Here is an 18331-nt window from a genome sequence, read left to right as displayed (position 1 = left end):
TTCTTATAAATATGATTAGCATAAAGAACTTACAGGCCTCAATTGAGGACAAGGAGATACTAAAAGGTATAAATCTCGAAGTAAAAGCCGGCGAAGTACACGCCATAATGGGACCAAATGGTTCCGGTAAGAGTACATTGGCATCTGTGCTTGCAGGCAGAGAGGATTATGATATTACCGGAGGATCAGTGACATTTGAAAACGAAGATCTTCTGGAATTGAGTCCTGAAGAAAGAGCTCAGAAAGGCATTTTCCTGGCTTTTCAGTACCCTGTTGAAATACCCGGAGTATCAACCACAAACTTCCTCAAAACAGCAATCAATCAGGTTAGAGAAGCAAGAGGCGAAAAGGCATTGGATGCAGTCAACTTCCTGAAGCGCATGAAGGAGAAAATGAAATTGGTTGACATTGATCAGGCATTGTTAAGCCGTTCATTAAATGAGGGTTTCTCAGGTGGAGAGAAAAAACGTAACGAGATTTTCCAAATGGCCATGTTGGAGCCGAAACTCTCTATTCTTGATGAAACGGATTCAGGGTTGGATATTGATGCGCTCAAGATTGTTGCAGATGGTGTAAATAAATTGAAGACTGATAAAACAGCCACAATTGTTGTAACGCACTATCAAAGACTTCTGGATTACATTGTCCCTGACTATGTGCACGTGCTCTACAAAGGAAGAATTGTAAAATCCGGAGATAAAAGCCTCGCGCTTGAATTGGAAGAAAAAGGTTACGATTGGATTAAAGAAGAAGTAGCTGCGGTATGATCAAGGATGCGCAAGTCATATTAGATAATTTAGCAAAGGATTTTAAGGGTAACGGAGCTCAAAAAAAGGCTTTCGACACGCTTATTGAAATCGGATTGCCGAAAAGAAAATCAGAAGCATATAAGTTTACTCCGATTACATCTGTTCTTGAAAAGAACATTGACTTTCATTCTTCTGGTTCTGATCTTTTCGATTCCAATCAATTGTACAAAGAAGAAGGAAGTCATCTTGTGCTAATCAACGGCAAACTTTCGTCGGAACATTCTACCATATCAGATCAGTTAAACTATAAAGTCGTCGCGGTTACAGAAGGTAAACATGATCCATTTAGTTTGTTGAATACAGCATATGCGGAAGAAGAGCTTACCATCGAATCAGGTTATGAACAGCCCATATTTATTTATCATTTCAATTCAAATGGGTTTTCTAATCCTAGAATAAAGGTGAACGTAAAGAATGGCCACACCTTACGGATTGTCGAAAAATTGATCACTCCTGAGGCAGTGAAAACTTTCACCAACTCATACATTGAATTTACCGTGGGTATAAATGCATTTGGGTATCACACGAAAGTTCAAAATTATAACTCAGAAACGTTTAGTCATGAAACTGTAACTGCTACAGTATCCAGAGATTCGCATTTTTACAATAATACCTTCTCATTTGAAGGTGCACTGGTGAGAAATAACCTGACAATTAATCTGGTAGATGAAAATTGTGAGGGTCACATGTATGGTCTTTTTCTTTTAGACAAAAACTCACATGTGGACAATAACACTTCCGTGGATCACACCAAGCCCAATTGCTATAGCAACGAGCTTTATAAAGGAATACTCGATGAAAAAGCTACGGGTATATTCAACGGGAAGATATATGTTCGACAGGATGCACAAAAAACAAATGCATTTCAGTCCAATAACAACATTTTGTTGTCGGAAGATGCTACGCTTCACACCAAGCCTCAACTTGAAATTTGGGCAGATGACGTAAAATGTTCACACGGTTGCACTTCTGGTCAGCTGGATGAAGATGCGATATTCTACTTAAGAGCCAGAGGAATAGATGAGCGAAATGCTAAGGGAATGATTCTCAATGCGTTTGCTGGTGAAACGATGGAGCACGTAGCTGTAGAATCTATTAAAGAGGAGATACAAGCCTTGATCGATCAAAAATTAAGTTAAAATGAGTTCACTGGTTTCCACACTTGATATACAAAAAATTAGGGATCAATTTCCTGTTTTAGATCAGGAGGTAAATGGTAAACCACTGATTTATTTTGACAATGCGGCTTCTTCGCAGACGGTGAAGAGTGTGGTCAATTCACTTACTCAATTTTATGAGCGAGATCACGCAAACATCCATCGAGGTATCCATACGCTGGCAGAGCGCTCAACTAAAGCGTTTGAGGAGACCAGGGAGCGTGTACATAAATTCATAAATTCGGAAGAGGTTGATGAAATTATATTCACCAAAGGCACTACCGAAAGTATAAATTTAGTTGCCCATTCATGGGCGCGTAAATTCCTGAAAGAAGGAGATGAAATTTTGATCTCTCAACTGGAGCATCATTCCAATATTGTTCCATGGCAGCTTGCAGCAGAACATACGGGAGCTGTCATTAAGGTAATCCCGATTAACAGGAAAGGAGAAATTCTTGTCGACGAGTATAAAAAACTGCTCAACAGCAAAACCAAATTAATTGCGGTTAATTACGTCTCGAACTCACTCGGGACGATCAATCCTATTAAAGAGCTTATAAAAGCTGCTCAAGAGATAGGTGCCACTACATTGATTGATGCGGCACAAGCCGCTCCGCATGTCAAAATTGATGTTCAGGAACTGAATTGTGATTTCCTCGCTTTGTCCAGTCATAAAATGTATGGACCAACTGGCGTTGGAGTGCTTTATGGACGGAGAGATATTCTAGAAGCTATGCCACCCTATCAAGGAGGAGGCGAAATGATAAAAGACGTTACATTCAGTGGCACAACTTACAACGATATCCCTTATAAATTTGAAGCGGGAACTCCCAGTATTGGTGATGTAATTGCATTTAAGTATGCAATGGATTTCATTGACGACATTGGTCATGAAAATATCCAGGTATACGAGCATGAATTATTAGTGTATGCCAATAGTAAACTAAAAGATATTGAAGGCTTCATCCCTGTAGGAACAGCAACTGAAAAAGCAAGCGTTATCTCATTTTTGCTAAAAAATGTTCATCCGTATGACTTAGGACAACTTTTGGATGTTAGGGGGATTGCAGTGCGGACAGGTCACCATTGTACTCAGCCTCTAATGGATTTTCTTGAAATTGATGGAACCGTAAGAGCTTCATTTGCCGTTTACAACACGAAAGAAGAAATCGATGTTTTCTGTGATGCATTAGAAAGCATTGTTAAAAAATTTAGTTGATGGAAGACCTAATTAAGCAACGTCAGGAGGAGATCATAGAGGAGTTTTCCATGCTGGATGGAGACATGGAAATGACGCTGGATTACATCATGGAATTAGGCGAGGAGCTGAATGATTTTCCGGAAAATGAGCGGATAGAGGATAATATCGTAAAGGGCTGTCAGTCAAAAGTATGGATGACAGCCGGACTCGATAATGATAGAATTCAGTTCAAAGCAGATTCAAACACAGCGATTACCAAAGGACTGGTTAGTTTATTGGTACGGGCATTAAGTCAATCTCCCCCGCAAAAAGTACTGGACGCAGAAATCTACTTTCCAAAACAAATAGGTATGGATCGATTTATTGGAACACAGCGATCCAACGGATTTGCTGCAATGATTAAGCAAATGAAAATGTATGCACTGGCACTGACGGCAAAACAAGAATCATGAGCGAAACGAAAGCAAATAACGACACACTGGCATTGAAAGAGGATATCGTTCGTGCGATCAAGAATGTATTTGATCCAGAAATTCCCGTAGATGTCTATGAGCTAGGGCTCATTTATGAAATAAACATTTTACCCATTAACAATGTGGAAATAGTGATGACACTCACCTCTCCATCCTGTCCGGCAGCTGAAAGCATCCCAAGTGAAATAGAGATGAACGTGAAAGCTGTGGAAGGTGTTAATGATGTGAATATAGAATTAACCTTTGACCCTCCTTATGCAACAGACATGATGTCTGAAGAAGCAAAGCTGGAGCTTGGGTTTATGTAAAGAAAATAGCTAACAAATTAAACAATAAAGAATATGTACCCTGCGGAATTAGTAGCTCCGATGAAAGCACAGCTTACTCAGAATGGATTCAAAGAATTGATTTCTGCTGAAGCTGTAGAAAATCATTTATCAGATCATAAAGGAACCTCACTGCTGGTAATCAACTCTGTATGTGGATGTGCCGCGGGCACATGCCGACCAGGCGTTCTTTTATCGCTTGATAAATCAGAGAAGAAACCTGATAACTTAACAACCGTATTTGCCGGTTTTGACATTGAGGCAACTCAAAAAGCCAGAGAATTCACACTTCCATTTCCTCCATCTTCTCCAGCAATCGCTCTTTTCAAAGATGGGGAGCTGGCACACATGGTAGAAAGGCATCATATAGAAGGTAGGTCTGCTGAAATGATTGCTGATCATTTGGGGCAGGTGTACGAAGAGTTCTGCTAATAGAAAGAAATTATTGACAACCCTCATTCAAAGTTTTGGATGAGGGTTTTTTTGTTAATGAGATAACACCCAAACAGAAATTAAACTTTCAGCTACTTTGAGTAACTTAAAATAAAAATACTCTAATGAAAAAGATGACATGCAGACAACTAGGCGGAGCTTGTGACCTGGAATTTCAAGCAGAGACCTTTGATGAGATGGAAACACTAAGTAAAAATCACGGCATGGAAATGTTTAAAAAAGGAGATAAGGCGCATTTGGATGCTATGCATAAAATGAAAGCTTTAATCCAAACTCCTGAAGAAATGAAGCAATGGTTTGAATCCAAGAGAAAGGAGTTTGATCAGCTACCCCACCACTGAATTAGAGGAACTATTCTCAACAATATCACCATGGGTGGTCATTACGAGCTGAGCATTTTTCACCTTATTGTATGCCAGAATTTCGTCAAATGGGCCGCTTACAATGCGGTATCCGCCAAACTCAATGTCTTTATATGTTTTAATTCGCATGTCCGTCTCTAAGCGATGTGCAAATGAAAATGGGATGAATATCTTAGTCTCATCTCTATTTTTAAACTCTTCTTCCAGGCTGAGGTGAACTAGCAATTTGGTGATGATTTGTTGTGAGTTCATGATTCCGTAACTATTAATTTTAACACCTAACTCTCAGAAATAACTTTCTCGATAACAAGATAAACGTTAGTTTAACCATATAAAATACCACAAAACGGGTATTTTTAATATTTACGTAGTTAACGGAATTAAAACGTAAATGTTAAGCCTCAAGAAAAATTTGCTTTGAATACATCTCCATCTAAAAAAATTACTTTTGAAATTATAGCTGTCTCATTAACAGCAATTGGGAAGTTTCTTTTTTATGATCTGTGGAACCAGAGGCTACTGTTCATTTTAATCATGTTTTGTTTTTGGGGCATATACATTATTCGAAGAGTAAAAATATCTCCCGGTATTCTTAAAGAATGGGGATTCAGGTTAGATACTTTTAGGGAAGTATTTCTAAAAGTGCTACCGTTTGGTCTGTTTGCCCTAGTTGCATGCATTATCGTAGGATATTATCAAGAATCCATAAACCTTCACTGGCACCTTATACCGATACTTATACTATACCCCCTATTTGGCACGCTGCAGCAATTTTTGCTAATGGCCCTGGTAGCAGGTAATCTTCAGAATCTAAATCGCCTCAGAAACAGTACCATCATTATTCTTACCTCTGTTCTATTTGGACTCTTACACTATCCCTACTGGTGGCTGGTATTAGGCACATTCATCCTCTCACTATTCTACGCACATATTTACCTCAAAAAAAGGAATCTTTTTGTCCTCGGAATTTTTCACGGATGGCTTGGCGGAATTTTCTATTTTACCGTTGTTAATAAAGATCCTTTTTTAGAAGTTTTTGGTCCCTTACTTCAATAGTTCCAAAGAGCATTCTTTGTCTTCACAGATACATTTTCATGAAAAATAACCTAGGAAGGGTAACCTTAAGAATGAATAGCGTAGTTTAATGTTTGTTAAGTTGAAGCCATGTCAAAAAAAATACTTTCACTTACGTTAATACTGTCTTCTATCGTAGCTATTTGTCAGGAAAGGGATACCACTACCATTTTTGATGATTTCAATAGCTTCTTATTGAAAGAGGTTGTGTTCGGTCTCGTTGACTACAGTAGCCTAAAGCAAAACCCTGAGAAATTAAATGATCTGGTTCTACAGATCGCAGACTACAATCTAAGTGATTTACCACAAGACCATAAAACGGCGTTTTACATAAATGCATACAACTTACTTGTAATCAAACAAATAACTGATAACTATCCGGTCAATAGTCCGATGGACATTGAGGGATTTTTTAAGGTGCAAACATTTAATGTAGCAGGTGATATACTAACCTTAGATGCGATTGAGTTTACCAAGCTTATCGGGCCAACACAAGATCCTCGCATTCACTTTGCGTTGGGGTGTGGAGCACGGAGTTGCCCGTTTTTATACGACAATGCCTTTTATCCGGATAAACTTCAAGAGCAATTAAACTTCAGAGCAGAGGTTATCATCGAAAGACCTAATTATGTTTATGTAGATAAAGACAAAGAGACAGTTATTTTAAACAAGATCTTTGATTGGTATAAAAGTCAGTTCACTGGCAATGCCGGCTCCTTAATTAAGTATGTAAATAAATTCAAGTTCTACAAGGTTCCTGAAAACTATCAAGTCGAGTTCCAAGAATATGACTGGACATTAAATGATAGATGAACGATTTGTAAGGGTATTCCAGCTTCAGGTTTTTATAAACGAAACCTAGCTGTGAAAAATCGTAAGCAGATATTGATCCTTATAGGAGGTATTGTTCTGGCAATACTTTTAGTACTTTCCAATCTCAAATCTGAAGATTGGCACTCAGATATTACACCCACATTACAAAAAAAGCCGGAACAAAATGCCCCGGCTCTATTCGATATTCTTTTATAGCCCTTACTTCCCTAATTTGAAAAAGGTATAGCCTATAGAAAGTTGGAAAGTTTTGTTTTTATACTCAGTACCGAATGGATTATCATTAATATCTGATAGTCCAATCACATACCTTGCAGTAAATTGAAGACCAAATGGGGCATCCCATCCAGCTCCTAAAGCTGCACTTAAATCACTATTCTTAAATGAATCTTTAATATCATCGCCATCACCATCTTTTGCAGATGTCAACATGCCAAATTGCGGTCCTGCCTGAAGATTAACACCTGCTGGTAGATAAAATTTCAGCATAACAGGAATGTTCACGTAGCTAAGATCCAGGTCATCGCCGCTTGCGCTTGCCCCTTGCTTAGAAAACAAAAGTTCAGGCTGAATTCCAATATTAGTCAACTTAATAAGTCCATATGCTCCTACATGATAGGATGTAACTCCATCAGTATTTACGTCAGTAACATCAGCATTAGCGAAGTTTGCGCCTGCTTTGAGACCGATACCTACAGAAGCTTGTGAAAATGCTACAACTGAGATAAGAGCTAAGGATAGTGAGAGTAATGATTTTTTCATGTTTAAGTTGTTTTTTGATTTAACATATTGTCCTTAAGACACTCATTAAAGGACAAAGGAACATCAATTGTTTGTTATAAGTAAAAATTTTGATGCTTTACTCCTAATAAAGACATAAAAAAAGGGGTGATTGTCACCCCTATGCTTCTAAATATCTAAAGTGCTACGCCTATAAATGATTTAAAGGCAAGTCCCATTAGCCCTGTTATAAGCATCGTTATTCCCAACCCTTTTAAGCCGTTAGGAACATGTGAGTACTTTAATCGCTCCCTAATAGCTGCCAAGGCTATGATCGCAAGGAAAAAGCCTGTTCCAGAGCCAAATCCGAAAGCTGTGGCCTCAACGATTGTATAATCTCTTTGCACCATAAAAAGAGAGGATCCCAGAATAGCACAATTCACTGCTATCAATGGGAGAAAGATTCCTAAAGATCCATAGAGCGAAGGAGAAAATTTCTCAATAATCATTTCGACTAATTGTACCATAGCGGCAATTACTGCAATGAAAATAATGAATTGCAGGAACGTAAGGTCTATCGATGCGAAATCAGCACCTGCCCACGAGAGAGCTCCTTCCTTTAACACCTTTTCTTGTATAAGCCAATTGATTGGTACCGTTATACTGAGTACGAATATTACTGCTAATCCAAGACCAAAAGCAGTTTTCACTTTCTTAGACACTGCTAAGAAACTACACATTCCCAAGAAGTATGCAAAGACCATATTGTCAATGAAAATTGCTTTGATAGCTATATTAATCGCTTCCATATCTATATTTTTCTATGAACTGTTAGTGTTCTACGTAACCGTTTTTAGTCCGTTGTATCCAAATAATTATGCCTAAAATCACAAATGCACCAATGGAGTCTACAAAGAGTCCATTTGTTTGTAGCGTAACACCAAATAAATTGCTTAATGATCCGTAAGCGTCAAACTCTAATGGTGTTCCGATAAACATGGTTCCTCCACCTAGCAATTCTCTAAAAAATGCCACTACCAGTATAATCCAAGCGTAACCAAACCCACTCCCAAAACCATCAAGTATTGAGTCATATGGTTTATTGGCCATTGCGAAAGCTTCCAGGCGTCCCATCACTATACAATTTGTAATGATCAATCCTACATATGCTCCCAGAATCTTATACATATCGTAGCTATAGGCTTTTAACACTTCACTTACCAGTGTTACCAGTGTTGCAATAATGGCTAGCTGAACGATAATCCTAATTCTATTAGGAATGATCTTCCTCATTAAGGAAGTAATCAAATTCGAAAAGACAATAACAAAAACTACTGCAATCGACATGATCATAGTAGGCTTAAATTGTACAGTAACTGCTAGAGCAGAACAAATACCTAATACTTGAATTGTAATAGGGTTATCATCATTGAGGGGATCAGAAACTATTTTTTTTCTACGCTTAGAGAACAAAGCTTCTGATGGCTCTTTCGTTTTTAGCTCTACAGCTGATTCTTCTGAAATTTCTGCAATATCCGAACTCATAGACTCGCTGTTTTATTAGATTTTCTTTTTTCCATGAAGGCTTGATAGTAAGTAAGGTAATTTTCAAGCATTGCGTTCACCCCTTTTCCTGTAATTGTCGCGCCCGACATCCCATCTACTTGATGCTCCGTCAGACCAGCATTACCTTCACCTTTTACCATACTAATACTTACCAATTCTCCCTGATCGTTATAAATTTCTTTCCCTACATATCTCTGCTGAACGGTAGGCTCTGTAATTCTCGCACCGAGTCCTGGAGTCTCACTTTTATGATCAAATGCAATACCCATTACTGTATTTAAGTCTGGTCCCAGGGCTATAAAGCTAGATATCCAGTCCCAAAGTCCTGATCCGAAGGTTGGAAATATGTAAGAATCTATTTTACCTTCTGATTCACTGAACATAAAAACAGGATACATTCTTTCCTCTGGAGGGAATTTAGAATTTCGTTGAATGTTAACTTTTTCAGCTACAATCGGTTTCCCATCTTTATCTTCTGTAATCTCATTTCCATTTATATCAACTACGATGGAACTCACCTTTTCTTCATAAAGAGCTAGCAATTCATTTGGATCTTCAATTTTTGAAATATCCATAACTGCACCAAGAATTTTTTTCTTGGTATCAATTTCAACTTGCTTATCCTGCAAAGGCTTCAGCCCTACTGAGGTAAGGGATAGCGCACCTCCAAAAACCACCGTTAATCCGACGGCAAATAGAATTACATATAAATTAGACTGTCGCACGTTTTAATCTTCTTTTTTTGTTTGCTTCAACAACATAAAAATCAATGAGTGGCGCAAATACATTCATGAATAGAATCGCCAACATAATACCCTCTGGGTACGCAGGATTGATCACACGTATGAGAACAGTAATAACCCCAATCAAAAACCCATAAATCCACTTCCCTAAATCAGTATGAGAAGCACTTACCGGATCTGTAGCCATAAACACAGCTCCAAAAGCTAATCCACCAATTACCAGGTGATAATGCGCTGGCATTTCCATAAAGCTATTCCCTCCGGTCAAATTGAAAAGGCCTCCCATCGCAAGCGTACCTAAAACTACACTTAGCATGATTTTCCAACTTCCAACTCCTGTCGCAATAAGAATAATCGCACCGATGATACACATCAATGTAGAGGTTTCACCTATACTTCCCGGGATAATTCCAATGAACATGTTCCAGAAGTCGAACATTCCTGAATACCAGTGATTATCGGCCAGTGCCATCATGTTGGTTCCATTGGCTGCTGCCTCTGCACCATATGCTAAGATCGTCGCTCCTGAAAAGCCATCTACTGGTACTTTGTCTCCAAAATAGGTCCAGACGTCTCCTGAGATATCCGTTGGATAGGCAAAATACAAGAACACCCTGGCTGTAAGCGCCACATTCAATATGTTCATCCCTGTACCTCCAAATACCTCTTTTCCAATGATTACTGCAAATACAGTAGCTAACGCTACCTGCCACAATGGAATAGTCGCTGGCATAATCAACGGGATTAACATTCCCGTTACCAAATATCCTTCTTCAACCGGTCTTTGGTAGATGACACAGAATGTGAATTCCGTAAGAAGCCCTACTCCGTAAGAGACGACAATGATTGGAACTACTTTCAAAATCCCAATCCAGAACTTATCCAATAATGTTGCTTCTACTCCTGTTGCTATGAAGTGCTGATGGCCAACGTTCCACATTCCGAAAATCAGACATGGAATCATGGCAATGATCACTGTCATCATCAGACGCTTCAAATCTGTTGCGTCTTTTATTTGTGTACCTTTTTTTCCGGTAACGATATCCGGAGCAAAAAAGATGGTTCTGTGACCCTCATAGATAGGATAGAACTTTTCGTATTTACCCCCTTTTTCAAAAAGAGGTTTTAACTGATCAAATTTTTTCTGCAAAAACTTCATTCCTGCTTATCCTTCTTTAATTAATTCAATTCCTTCTCTTAATATCTCCTGGATCGGATTTTTGGAAACATCGACAAACTCACAAAGAGCTACATCTTCCTCAATTACCTCATAAATTCCGAGCGCTTCCATATCATCATAATCTTCAGCTAAAATTGCTTTAAACAGATAAGTTGGAAGTATATCCATCGGCATTACATCCTCAAATGTACCCGTCACTACAAAGTTTCGTTCCTCACCATGCGTGTTGGTATCTACCTCAAATTCTTTGTCCTTTCCATTCAGGAATGTAAGCATTCCAAAAGCTCTGTGGAAGCTTAATTTATTTTTAGATGGAAGTATCCATCCCATAAATTCCTCGTACTTCCCTTCTGGAATTACGGTAATTTGATTTTCGTAATATCCTAAATACCCATCTGCTCCTATGCCTTCACCGGTAAGGACATTTCCTGAGATATATCGATTGTCTTCACCTTCAATATTTTCGGAAAGCTTTGTCAAGGACGCACCTGCAAACATTTTCGCATATCCTCTATTTTTCATCTGAGACCCAGTGAGCGCAACTAATCTGGATGTATCATAAACACCCTCAATAAATAGCTTACCAATTATTACAACTCCTACAGGATTTACTGTCCACACAATATCGCCTTTTGAGATTGGGTCTAAGTGGTGAATCTGCACGCCTACATTACCAGCCGGATGCGGTCCTGATATTTTATTTAACTGAACGTTCTTCGCTTGAGAAAAAATTTGCGCTACTTCAGCCTCACCATCGATATTCAAATGAACAGTACCGGATGTTAACTTTTTGAGGATATCCAGTCCTGCCTGAAAATACTGCTCTTGTCCTTGAAGGATATAAGCATAATCGGGTGCTAAAGGATGGGTGTCAAAAGCAGAGATAAAAATTGCTTTTGGGGAGTCCGCCGGATTAGCAACACAACCGTAAGGTCTTTGGATGATATTAGTCCAACCACCTGATTGTTTTAATTGCTCAATGGCATCCTCTTTTGAAAGATTATTAATGTCCGAAGAAGAGAATTGCTTGAATTTCTCAAATTCAATTTCCTTATCGGCTAGAATTTTCACTTCCAGCACTTTTCTTTTTTCTCCTCTTTTGATCTCTACCACTTCTCCGCTGACCGGCGAAGTGTAAAGAATATCTTCGACATTTCTTTCGAAGAATAGTGGAGTTCCAGCTTTTACATTTTGACCTTCCTTGACTATCACTTTAGGGCGATTTAAGCCATTAAAGTCGGTTGGCTTCAATGCATAAGTGTCCGGCTGGGTTACTTCTATTGTCTTATTTTCTGCCTTTCCGGCAAGGTTTATGTCAAACCCTTTTTTCAGCTTAATTGTCTGAGACATATTTCTTACTTGGGAGAACGTCTAAAAAACGAGGCAAACTTAATCAATATCGGTTTTAACCCCGTCCAAAATTTCAATAAAAAAGCAGTATTCTCTTGATCTGCATTTCACTCAATTACTTAAACTACCTGAATAACTAATTAAGCAAGCGCTGGTTCGTTATCCTTCAGAAAAGTTGCGACTTGTTCCATCAGCCAGGTCGGAGTAGAGGTAGCTCCGCATATTCCAACTGAGTCATTAGGATCTATCCAGGAGAGATCGATCTCCTTTTCACTTTCCACAAAATAGCTTCGTGGATTATTACTTAAGCATACATTGTACAAAGCTTTACCATTTGAGCTTTTTCTTCCAGCTACGAATATGATGACATCATGCTTTTGAGAAAACCGCTCCATATGGGGCTCTCTGTTAGAAACTTGTCGACAGATACTGTCATTCGCATTGAAATCTTCGGCTATAGAAAGCAAACCCTGGCTCTCAATACGCTTTTCGATTTGCTCCTTTAGGGCATAAAATCCTTTGGTGCTTTTTGTGGTTTGCGAGTATAAGGTGATCGGTTTTGTGAAATCCAGTTTATCTAAATCTTCCTCTGTGGTAACAACGATGGCCTCATTTGCTGTCTGGCCAGTCAATCCGATAACTTCTGCATGCCCCGGTTTTCCATAAATAACCAATTGTCCATCCTTGCTTTTTGTGATGTCATAGGCATTTTTTACCCTATTTTGAAGCTTTAGAACAACCGGGCACGAAGCATCAACAAGCTCAATGTTGTTCTCAATGGCTATTTGATAGGTCTCTGGCGGCTCACCATGCGCTCGAATAAGTACTTTACAGTCTTTCAATTCTTTTAATTCTTCTCGGGTAATAGTTCGCAGACCTTTATTGTACAGGCGTTCCACTTCCATTGAATTGTGGACAATATCGCCAAGACAAAAAAGCTCTTGTCCTTCTGCCATTTCATCTTCTGCCATCTGGATGGCGAACTCTACTCCAAAGCAGTAACCCGAATTTTCGTCAATTTCAACCTTCATGTATTATACCTTCTGCCATTTCAACAATTTTATCTATCTGTTGATTCAAAGTTAGATTAGAAGTGTCAATCTCCTTTGCATCTGAAGCCATTTTAAGGGGACTGTCCGCTCTTGAACTATCGATGTGATCCCTATTAGCCAGGTTTTCTTTGATCGCTTCCAGATTTTCTTCTATTCCCTTCTTTACTAATTCTTTCCTTCTCCTTTCAGCTCTCACATCCATATCTGCTGTCATGAAAACTTTTAATTCTGCATCTGGAAAAACTACGGTTCCAATGTCCCTACCATCCATTACGACCCCTTTCCTTTTCCCCATTTCACGCTGCTGATCCACTAGTTTCTGTCTTACTTCAGAAATTGCGCTTACAGGGCTCACATTTTGATTGACTCCCATGGTTCTTATCTCATGATCAATATTTTTGTCATTCAATAAAATTGAAGACCCTTCGAATTTAATTTGGCAATCTGAAAGACTCTTTCGGACTTCTTCCAAATTATGATAGTCCACATTATTCGAAAGAAAAAAATAAGTAACAGCTCGATACATCGCACCGCTATCAATGTACGTGTAACCAAGTTTAGCGGCTACTTGTTTGGCTGTGGAGCTTTTTCCAGTCCCTGAGTAACCGTCGATGGCAATTACGATTTTTTTCATTAACAATCTTTAATTGGACAAGGAATTGGTTTACCTCTTTTTATTTTTTTCTTATTCTTATTGTGTGAAGAGGAAGGGCTTTTCTTACACCCTTCCGATCCTACCAGTATTAATCCGAGGAAAATGATCGATATGATTTTGGAAATTCTCATGAAATGCCAAAAACGACCATCTCTCTATCTACTTTCTTCACCAGACCTTGAAGAACTTTTCCCGGTCCACATTCTGTAAAGCTACTAGCTCCATCCGAAATCATATTTTGAACACTCTGTGTCCATCTTACCGGAGAGGTTAATTGTAGAACAAGGTTCTTTTTGATCGTCTCCACATCGGTATAACCCTTTGCATCCACATTTTGATATACAGGACAATTGGGTGTGCTAAAACTTGTGTCTTGGATTGCTTCGGCTAATTCTTCTCTTGCAGGCTGCATTAATGGAGAGTGAAATGCTCCTCCTACCGGGAGAACAAGCGCTCGTTTGGCACCCTCTTCTTTAAGTTTTTCACATGCTGCATTTACTGCATCTATCTCTCCGCTTATCACCAATTGACCCGGACAATTGTAGTTTGCAGCAACGACCACCCCCGGAGTTTCCTTACAAACCCGCTCCACCATTTCATCCGTTAATCCAAGTACTGCAGCCATTGTTGAAGCCTGCATCTCACATGCCTTTTGCATAGCCGAAGCTCTTTTAGACACTAAGGATAGTCCATCCTGAAAGCTCAGAACACCATTGGCCACCAACGCAGAAAACTCCCCTAGTGAATGACCAGCTACCATTTCTGGCTTGAAGTCCTCTGATGTTAGCGCTGCAACCACACTATGAATAAAAACCGCAGGCTGAGTTACCTTGGTTTGTTTCAACTCCTCATCTGATCCAGAGAACATGATATTCTTGATATCAAATCCCAATATATCGTTTGATTGGTCAATTAATTCTTTAGCTGACGAATGACTTTCGTAAAGTTCTTTCCCCATTCCTGAAAATTGGGCTCCCTGCCCTGGGAAAACATATGCTTTGCTCATAGGTAAATGTTTGTTCTCGTGATATCTGCAAAAGTAGCCAATCCAATCAATCGATAAAGCGACTTTTCAATTCCGGTGATGGAATCATGCAGTGATCTTTCTTTCCGAACCACTTGTACCTGTTTCTTGCAATAATATCATAGAACCAGTCCCTGATGAATTTAGGAATAATGGTGAATGCATAGAGGATAGGCCAACCTCCAGACAGGCTTTTAGCAATTATTAATACTGCGCTACTTTTGGTTGTAATTGCATTACCTTTTTTTAAGATAATGCTTTGAAGGTCTTGATCTTCTGTCAATGTATTCGGCAAGCTTTCTTTAGCATAATCACTCTGAAGAGACGAAAATAGAAATCGATTTTTCTTATCTCTTTTGATAATGAATTGAATCGAGGTGTTACACAGGTTGCAAACACCATCAAAAAAAATAACCGGCTTTTCTATCGAATGATCTGCACCCACCCGTTTATAACTTCAACTGCTTCCTCAGGGTTCAATCTATTGAATAGAACCTCAGCAGAATAATAATATACCCCTGCAGGTAACTCATTACCTCCCTTAGTGGTGCCATTCCAATCAATAAATATAGATTTTTCAGGCTCGGAGGAGTCATAACTAAAAAGCTCAGTTCCTGCTCGATTAAATACTTTGAAAATGACTTTTTGAACAAATCTTGGACAAGTTTCAGTCGTCTGCATCGGCCTGAATGTATCATTTCTAAAATCCCCGTTCGGAGTAAATACATTCGGCAAAACATACTGAGGGCAATTATCATTACAAATAACCTCTGAAATCAAACTTTCATTTCCTGATCTATCGACGGCTGTTACATAATAACAATATGCCAACGTAGTGAGATCATTATGAAAGAATTCTGTTGCTGTGGTTTGCGTCAAAACTTCAAACTCTCCCTCCTGACCACTGTTTGAAAAATAGACCCTGAAAAATTCAATGTCGTCATCGCAGGTTATATCGCGGTCATAATCCCATGAAAAAGCATTTACCAAGTCTACGCCTGAGTTACCAGAAATGGATTGACAGGACGCCTGGACTTCACAATCAAAGCTGGAATTAAATTGGACTGAAATCGGGGCACATGGTGGTATGGTGTCATTTGGTTGTGCACAAATGATCTGAGAGTTATTAATGAGCGGCTCAGGAAGCAAATCATTGTCGTAGGTTCCGTAAGTAGTGACGAAATAACAATATTCAACCTCTTCATCTAGCGTGATACCATTGAAACGTCCATCATCCAAATAGGATAAACCATCCATAGACACAACCACTGAATCAATAAGCTGGATATCAGCAAGGTCGCTGTTGTCCACATTGTCGCGCCAGATATAGTGATATGGAAATTTCTGAGAATTATTGCTCCATGGAACATTTGCATCCCAATTCAATCTGATTGCACCAACCAATGGTTTTGGCTGAAGCCAAACGGAAGAGGCTTGTTGCGAGGTATCTACCGGTTGATTGGTATTATCATGAAGAACAATCTTATAAGAGTAAGAAATATCTTCTGTATTTAGACCTGTATCAATAAATGAAAGGTTGGATGAAGGGCCGTTTATAGAGACATAAGTTCCTCCAGCTTGAGCTCCTTCTTTTCGAAGCACTTCATACTGAAATGGTCCAAAAGTCGGACTTTTCTGAATCGGTTCGGTCCAGTTTATTTCTATTTGGCCAACTGTTTCACTGGTTTCCAACACATCCACTTTTGTGATCACAGGCACATCAATCAGTAAGCTATCACAGGCTTCTTCTGACGCCAGGCTGATTCCACCTGCCGGTAAAGGATATGTTGCCACTAGCCGATAGCAATATTTTGACCCGGGAGATAAGCCAATACTTCCATTTGTATCCACATAAGATGTCTGTGAAGTCGCTAATGTTTCGATTAATTCGTACCCGGAGTTTTCAGGTATACCAGGATTACATGTCGGATCAAATGAAAACTCTCCCACACGCCTCCAAACTTGCATCGAATCTGCATTGGTACACGAATAAGGATCCCAATTAAGGGCTATTCGCCTGCCGGTCTGAGTTGTCGCATTTAACCCTGTTGGAGGTGGACCTAAAACCGTAATTCGCCAGGTTTCAAAGTTTACCTGACCCGGAGGATTCGGAACTCCCACAATGGAGGGATCGTCCTCCGCTTTAAACTGTACCTCATAAGGAGCAGCTCTAACTTGCTCACAACTTGGACTCCATTCAAAATTTAAAATAGAAGGAGGTCCTTGAAATTCAGCAGGATCGGGATCTACTGTTGCAGAAGGAGAAATTTGAAATGGTCCACCAAAAGCTTCAATTTTTACCGGGTCACCGTCAGGATCTGTTCCGGTGATAATTCCGCTGAGCGTCTCACCAGCTACTACACAAGTATCTTCAGGTATTTCCAACTCTGGAGGTTCATTGTCATAATTCCAGATAATGATTTGCATATCCCTGGTCACAAAGCCCAGACGAATAAGCTGACCATTAATTCGCCTCCACTCTTCTACTACAAATGCGACATTAAATTCTCTATTTTCTTTATCGGGTATTGTTGCGCCACCGGGAGCATCCCAGACCAATGTTCCGGTCACCGGATCAATTGTCAATGTCGGTGGGCCATCTTTGGCTTGATTACCTTCATTGAAATTATCATAAAAACTCTCAGAAATTAATGACTGATAACCATTCACATCCTGACCCTCTGAAAGTTTTGGAGTGGTGAAAAAATAAGATAAGCTATCTCCATCCGGATCAAAGGCTCCCGGATTATGTTCAAAGATTCCTCCAACTACCCCCTGATCAATTGGTGGCACGGTAAAGAATGGCGTGCTATTAACTATTAAAGGATCAATTATGATCAAGGTTTCTACATAGAATGAAGTATTAACAGAACCTGACATATTCTGAATATTCGCATTTCTGAAATCCTCCTGATAGCTGACAAGGTAGTTAGCGCTTCCAGAATAGGTATGAGTAAGTGTAAATTCCCACTTTTCAACTCCATTTCCCAGATCTTCAATGTTCCCCCAGGGTATGGCCTCATTTTCACCTCCAAAGGTGGTACCATCCCCAAAATCAAACACCCCATTGCCAAACGGAACACCTTCTACATCTCTGTAGCCTATAAATGTGAATTCATACGTCAGACCGGAAACGCGTTTTGCAATAACTTCTCCTGCTCTGATGTGGGTAGCATGTGCGATAATAGCCGCAAATGATAGAAAGGAAAAAAACAGAAACCGCAGAAATCTCATATAAGCTCTTTAATATAAGTGGCACGTAAAACTAACATGCTTTAAAAACAGAACGAATTTTAATTCACTAGAATATTAACCGAACAAGAATTATGCTTGAATAGTTATTTAGAGAACAAGA

The 18331-nt window shown here is 39.3% G+C and carries 22 protein-coding genes; 10 read left to right on the top strand and 12 right to left on the bottom strand.

Features of this window, described 5'->3' with window-relative positions; translation table 11 throughout:
• The first annotated feature begins 11 nt into the window (after positions 1-11).
• The 7 genes from sufC (at position 12) to ACO05G_RS03835 (ending at position 4760) form a co-directional block, all read left to right on the top strand.
• Positions 12-767 (top strand): Fe-S cluster assembly ATPase SufC, encoded by a 756-nt coding sequence (gene sufC, locus ACO05G_RS03865; RefSeq protein ID WP_348284960.1) that lies wholly within the window; start codon positions 12-14, stop codon positions 765-767.
• Positions 764-1948 carry a Fe-S cluster assembly protein SufD gene (gene sufD, locus ACO05G_RS03860; protein ID WP_421764770.1) on the top strand — a complete coding sequence of 395 codons (1185 nt, stop codon included), beginning with the start codon at positions 764-766 and terminating at the stop codon, positions 1946-1948. Before sufC ends, sufD begins: the two co-directional genes overlap by 4 nt.
• A 1-nt stretch (position 1949) precedes the next feature.
• Positions 1950-3185 (top strand): aminotransferase class V-fold PLP-dependent enzyme, encoded by a 1236-nt coding sequence (locus ACO05G_RS03855; RefSeq protein ID WP_421764769.1) that lies wholly within the window; start codon positions 1950-1952, stop codon positions 3183-3185.
• The gene (locus ACO05G_RS03850) at positions 3185-3619 is read left to right on the top strand and encodes a SufE family protein (RefSeq protein WP_348284957.1); all 435 of its coding nucleotides are present in this window, start codon (positions 3185-3187) and stop codon (positions 3617-3619) included. The genes ACO05G_RS03855 and ACO05G_RS03850 overlap by 1 nt, the downstream gene beginning before the upstream one ends.
• Positions 3616-3948: an iron-sulfur cluster assembly protein gene (locus ACO05G_RS03845; protein ID WP_348284956.1), complete on the top strand. Its 333-nt coding sequence runs from the start codon at positions 3616-3618 to the stop codon at positions 3946-3948. Before ACO05G_RS03850 ends, ACO05G_RS03845 begins: the two co-directional genes overlap by 4 nt.
• 33 nt (positions 3949-3981) lie before the next feature.
• Positions 3982-4398 (top strand): BrxA/BrxB family bacilliredoxin, encoded by a 417-nt coding sequence (locus ACO05G_RS03840; protein WP_421764768.1) that lies wholly within the window; start codon positions 3982-3984, stop codon positions 4396-4398.
• Positions 4399-4523: 125 nt separating this feature from the next.
• Entirely contained in the window at positions 4524-4760 is a 237-nt protein-coding gene (locus ACO05G_RS03835; RefSeq protein ID WP_421764767.1) for a DUF1059 domain-containing protein, read from the top strand.
• On the opposite strand, the gene ACO05G_RS03830 is transcribed toward ACO05G_RS03835, so the two are convergent.
• Positions 4746-5033 (bottom strand): hypothetical protein, encoded by a 288-nt coding sequence (locus tag ACO05G_RS03830; RefSeq protein WP_348284952.1) that lies wholly within the window; start codon positions 5031-5033, stop codon positions 4746-4748. The genes ACO05G_RS03835 and ACO05G_RS03830 overlap by 15 nt on opposite strands.
• 282 nt (positions 5034-5315) lie before the next feature.
• Here ACO05G_RS03830 and ACO05G_RS03825 point away from each other — a divergent pair, with 282 nt between their 5' ends.
• The 3 genes from ACO05G_RS03825 (at position 5316) to ACO05G_RS03815 (ending at position 6884) form a co-directional block, all read left to right on the top strand.
• Complete coding sequence (locus ACO05G_RS03825) at positions 5316-5837, top strand: type II CAAX prenyl endopeptidase Rce1 family protein (protein ID WP_421764766.1); 522 nt, start codon at positions 5316-5318, stop codon at positions 5835-5837.
• A 108-nt stretch (positions 5838-5945) separates the two neighbouring features.
• Entirely contained in the window at positions 5946-6668 is a 723-nt protein-coding gene (locus tag ACO05G_RS03820; RefSeq protein WP_421764765.1) for a DUF547 domain-containing protein, read from the top strand.
• A gap of 51 nt (positions 6669-6719) precedes the next feature.
• Complete coding sequence (locus ACO05G_RS03815) at positions 6720-6884, top strand: hypothetical protein (protein ID WP_421764764.1); 165 nt, start codon at positions 6720-6722, stop codon at positions 6882-6884.
• A 3-nt stretch (positions 6885-6887) separates the two neighbouring features.
• Here the strand turns inward: ACO05G_RS03815 and ACO05G_RS03810 are convergent, their stop codons facing one another.
• From ACO05G_RS03810 to ACO05G_RS03760, 11 genes are all read right to left on the bottom strand, one after another.
• Positions 6888-7448 (bottom strand): porin family protein, encoded by a 561-nt coding sequence (locus ACO05G_RS03810; protein ID WP_421764763.1) that lies wholly within the window; start codon positions 7446-7448, stop codon positions 6888-6890.
• Between the two features lie 155 nt (positions 7449-7603).
• Positions 7604-8215, bottom strand: coding sequence for an NADH:ubiquinone reductase (Na(+)-transporting) subunit E (nqrE, locus tag ACO05G_RS03805; RefSeq protein ID WP_421764762.1), 612 nt, complete (start codon positions 8213-8215; stop codon positions 7604-7606).
• Between the two features lie 22 nt (positions 8216-8237).
• Positions 8238-8951 carry an NADH:ubiquinone reductase (Na(+)-transporting) subunit D gene (locus ACO05G_RS03800; RefSeq protein ID WP_348284947.1) on the bottom strand — a complete coding sequence of 238 codons (714 nt, stop codon included), beginning with the start codon at positions 8949-8951 and terminating at the stop codon, positions 8238-8240.
• Positions 8948-9697: an NADH:ubiquinone reductase (Na(+)-transporting) subunit C gene (nqrC, locus tag ACO05G_RS03795; RefSeq protein ID WP_348284946.1), complete on the bottom strand. Its 750-nt coding sequence runs from the start codon at positions 9695-9697 to the stop codon at positions 8948-8950. Before nqrC ends, ACO05G_RS03800 begins: the two co-directional genes overlap by 4 nt.
• A complete protein-coding gene (locus tag ACO05G_RS03790; protein ID WP_421764761.1) occupies positions 9684-10874 on the bottom strand; it encodes an NADH:ubiquinone reductase (Na(+)-transporting) subunit B in 1191 nt (396 codons plus the stop codon). The genes nqrC and ACO05G_RS03790 overlap by 14 nt, the downstream gene beginning before the upstream one ends.
• Positions 10875-10880: 6 nt before the next feature.
• A complete protein-coding gene (locus tag ACO05G_RS03785) occupies positions 10881-12245 on the bottom strand; it encodes a Na(+)-translocating NADH-quinone reductase subunit A (RefSeq protein WP_421764760.1) in 1365 nt (454 codons plus the stop codon).
• 140 nt (positions 12246-12385) lie between these two features.
• Entirely contained in the window at positions 12386-13276 is an 891-nt protein-coding gene (locus tag ACO05G_RS03780) for a 4-hydroxy-3-methylbut-2-enyl diphosphate reductase (RefSeq protein WP_421764759.1), read from the bottom strand.
• Positions 13266-13931, bottom strand: coding sequence for a (d)CMP kinase (gene cmk / locus ACO05G_RS03775; protein WP_421764758.1), 666 nt, complete (start codon positions 13929-13931; stop codon positions 13266-13268). Before cmk ends, ACO05G_RS03780 begins: the two co-directional genes overlap by 11 nt.
• A 148-nt stretch (positions 13932-14079) precedes the next feature.
• A complete protein-coding gene (gene fabD / locus ACO05G_RS03770) occupies positions 14080-14958 on the bottom strand; it encodes an ACP S-malonyltransferase (protein WP_421764757.1) in 879 nt (292 codons plus the stop codon).
• 46 nt (positions 14959-15004) lie between these two features.
• On the bottom strand, positions 15005-15421 hold the full coding sequence (locus tag ACO05G_RS03765; RefSeq protein WP_421764756.1) for a thiol-disulfide oxidoreductase DCC family protein: 417 nt from the start codon (positions 15419-15421) through the stop codon (positions 15005-15007).
• Positions 15400-18210, bottom strand: coding sequence for a gliding motility-associated C-terminal domain-containing protein (locus tag ACO05G_RS03760; RefSeq protein WP_421764755.1), 2811 nt, complete (start codon positions 18208-18210; stop codon positions 15400-15402). Before ACO05G_RS03760 ends, ACO05G_RS03765 begins: the two co-directional genes overlap by 22 nt.
• Positions 18211-18331 lie beyond the last annotated feature (121 nt).

The organism is Ekhidna sp., from assembly GCF_965227465.1.
Classification (GTDB): Bacteria; Bacteroidota; Bacteroidia; order Cytophagales; family Cyclobacteriaceae; genus Ekhidna.
Note: the sequence above shows the minus strand (reverse complement) of the source record. Positions and strands in the feature narration are given on the sequence as shown.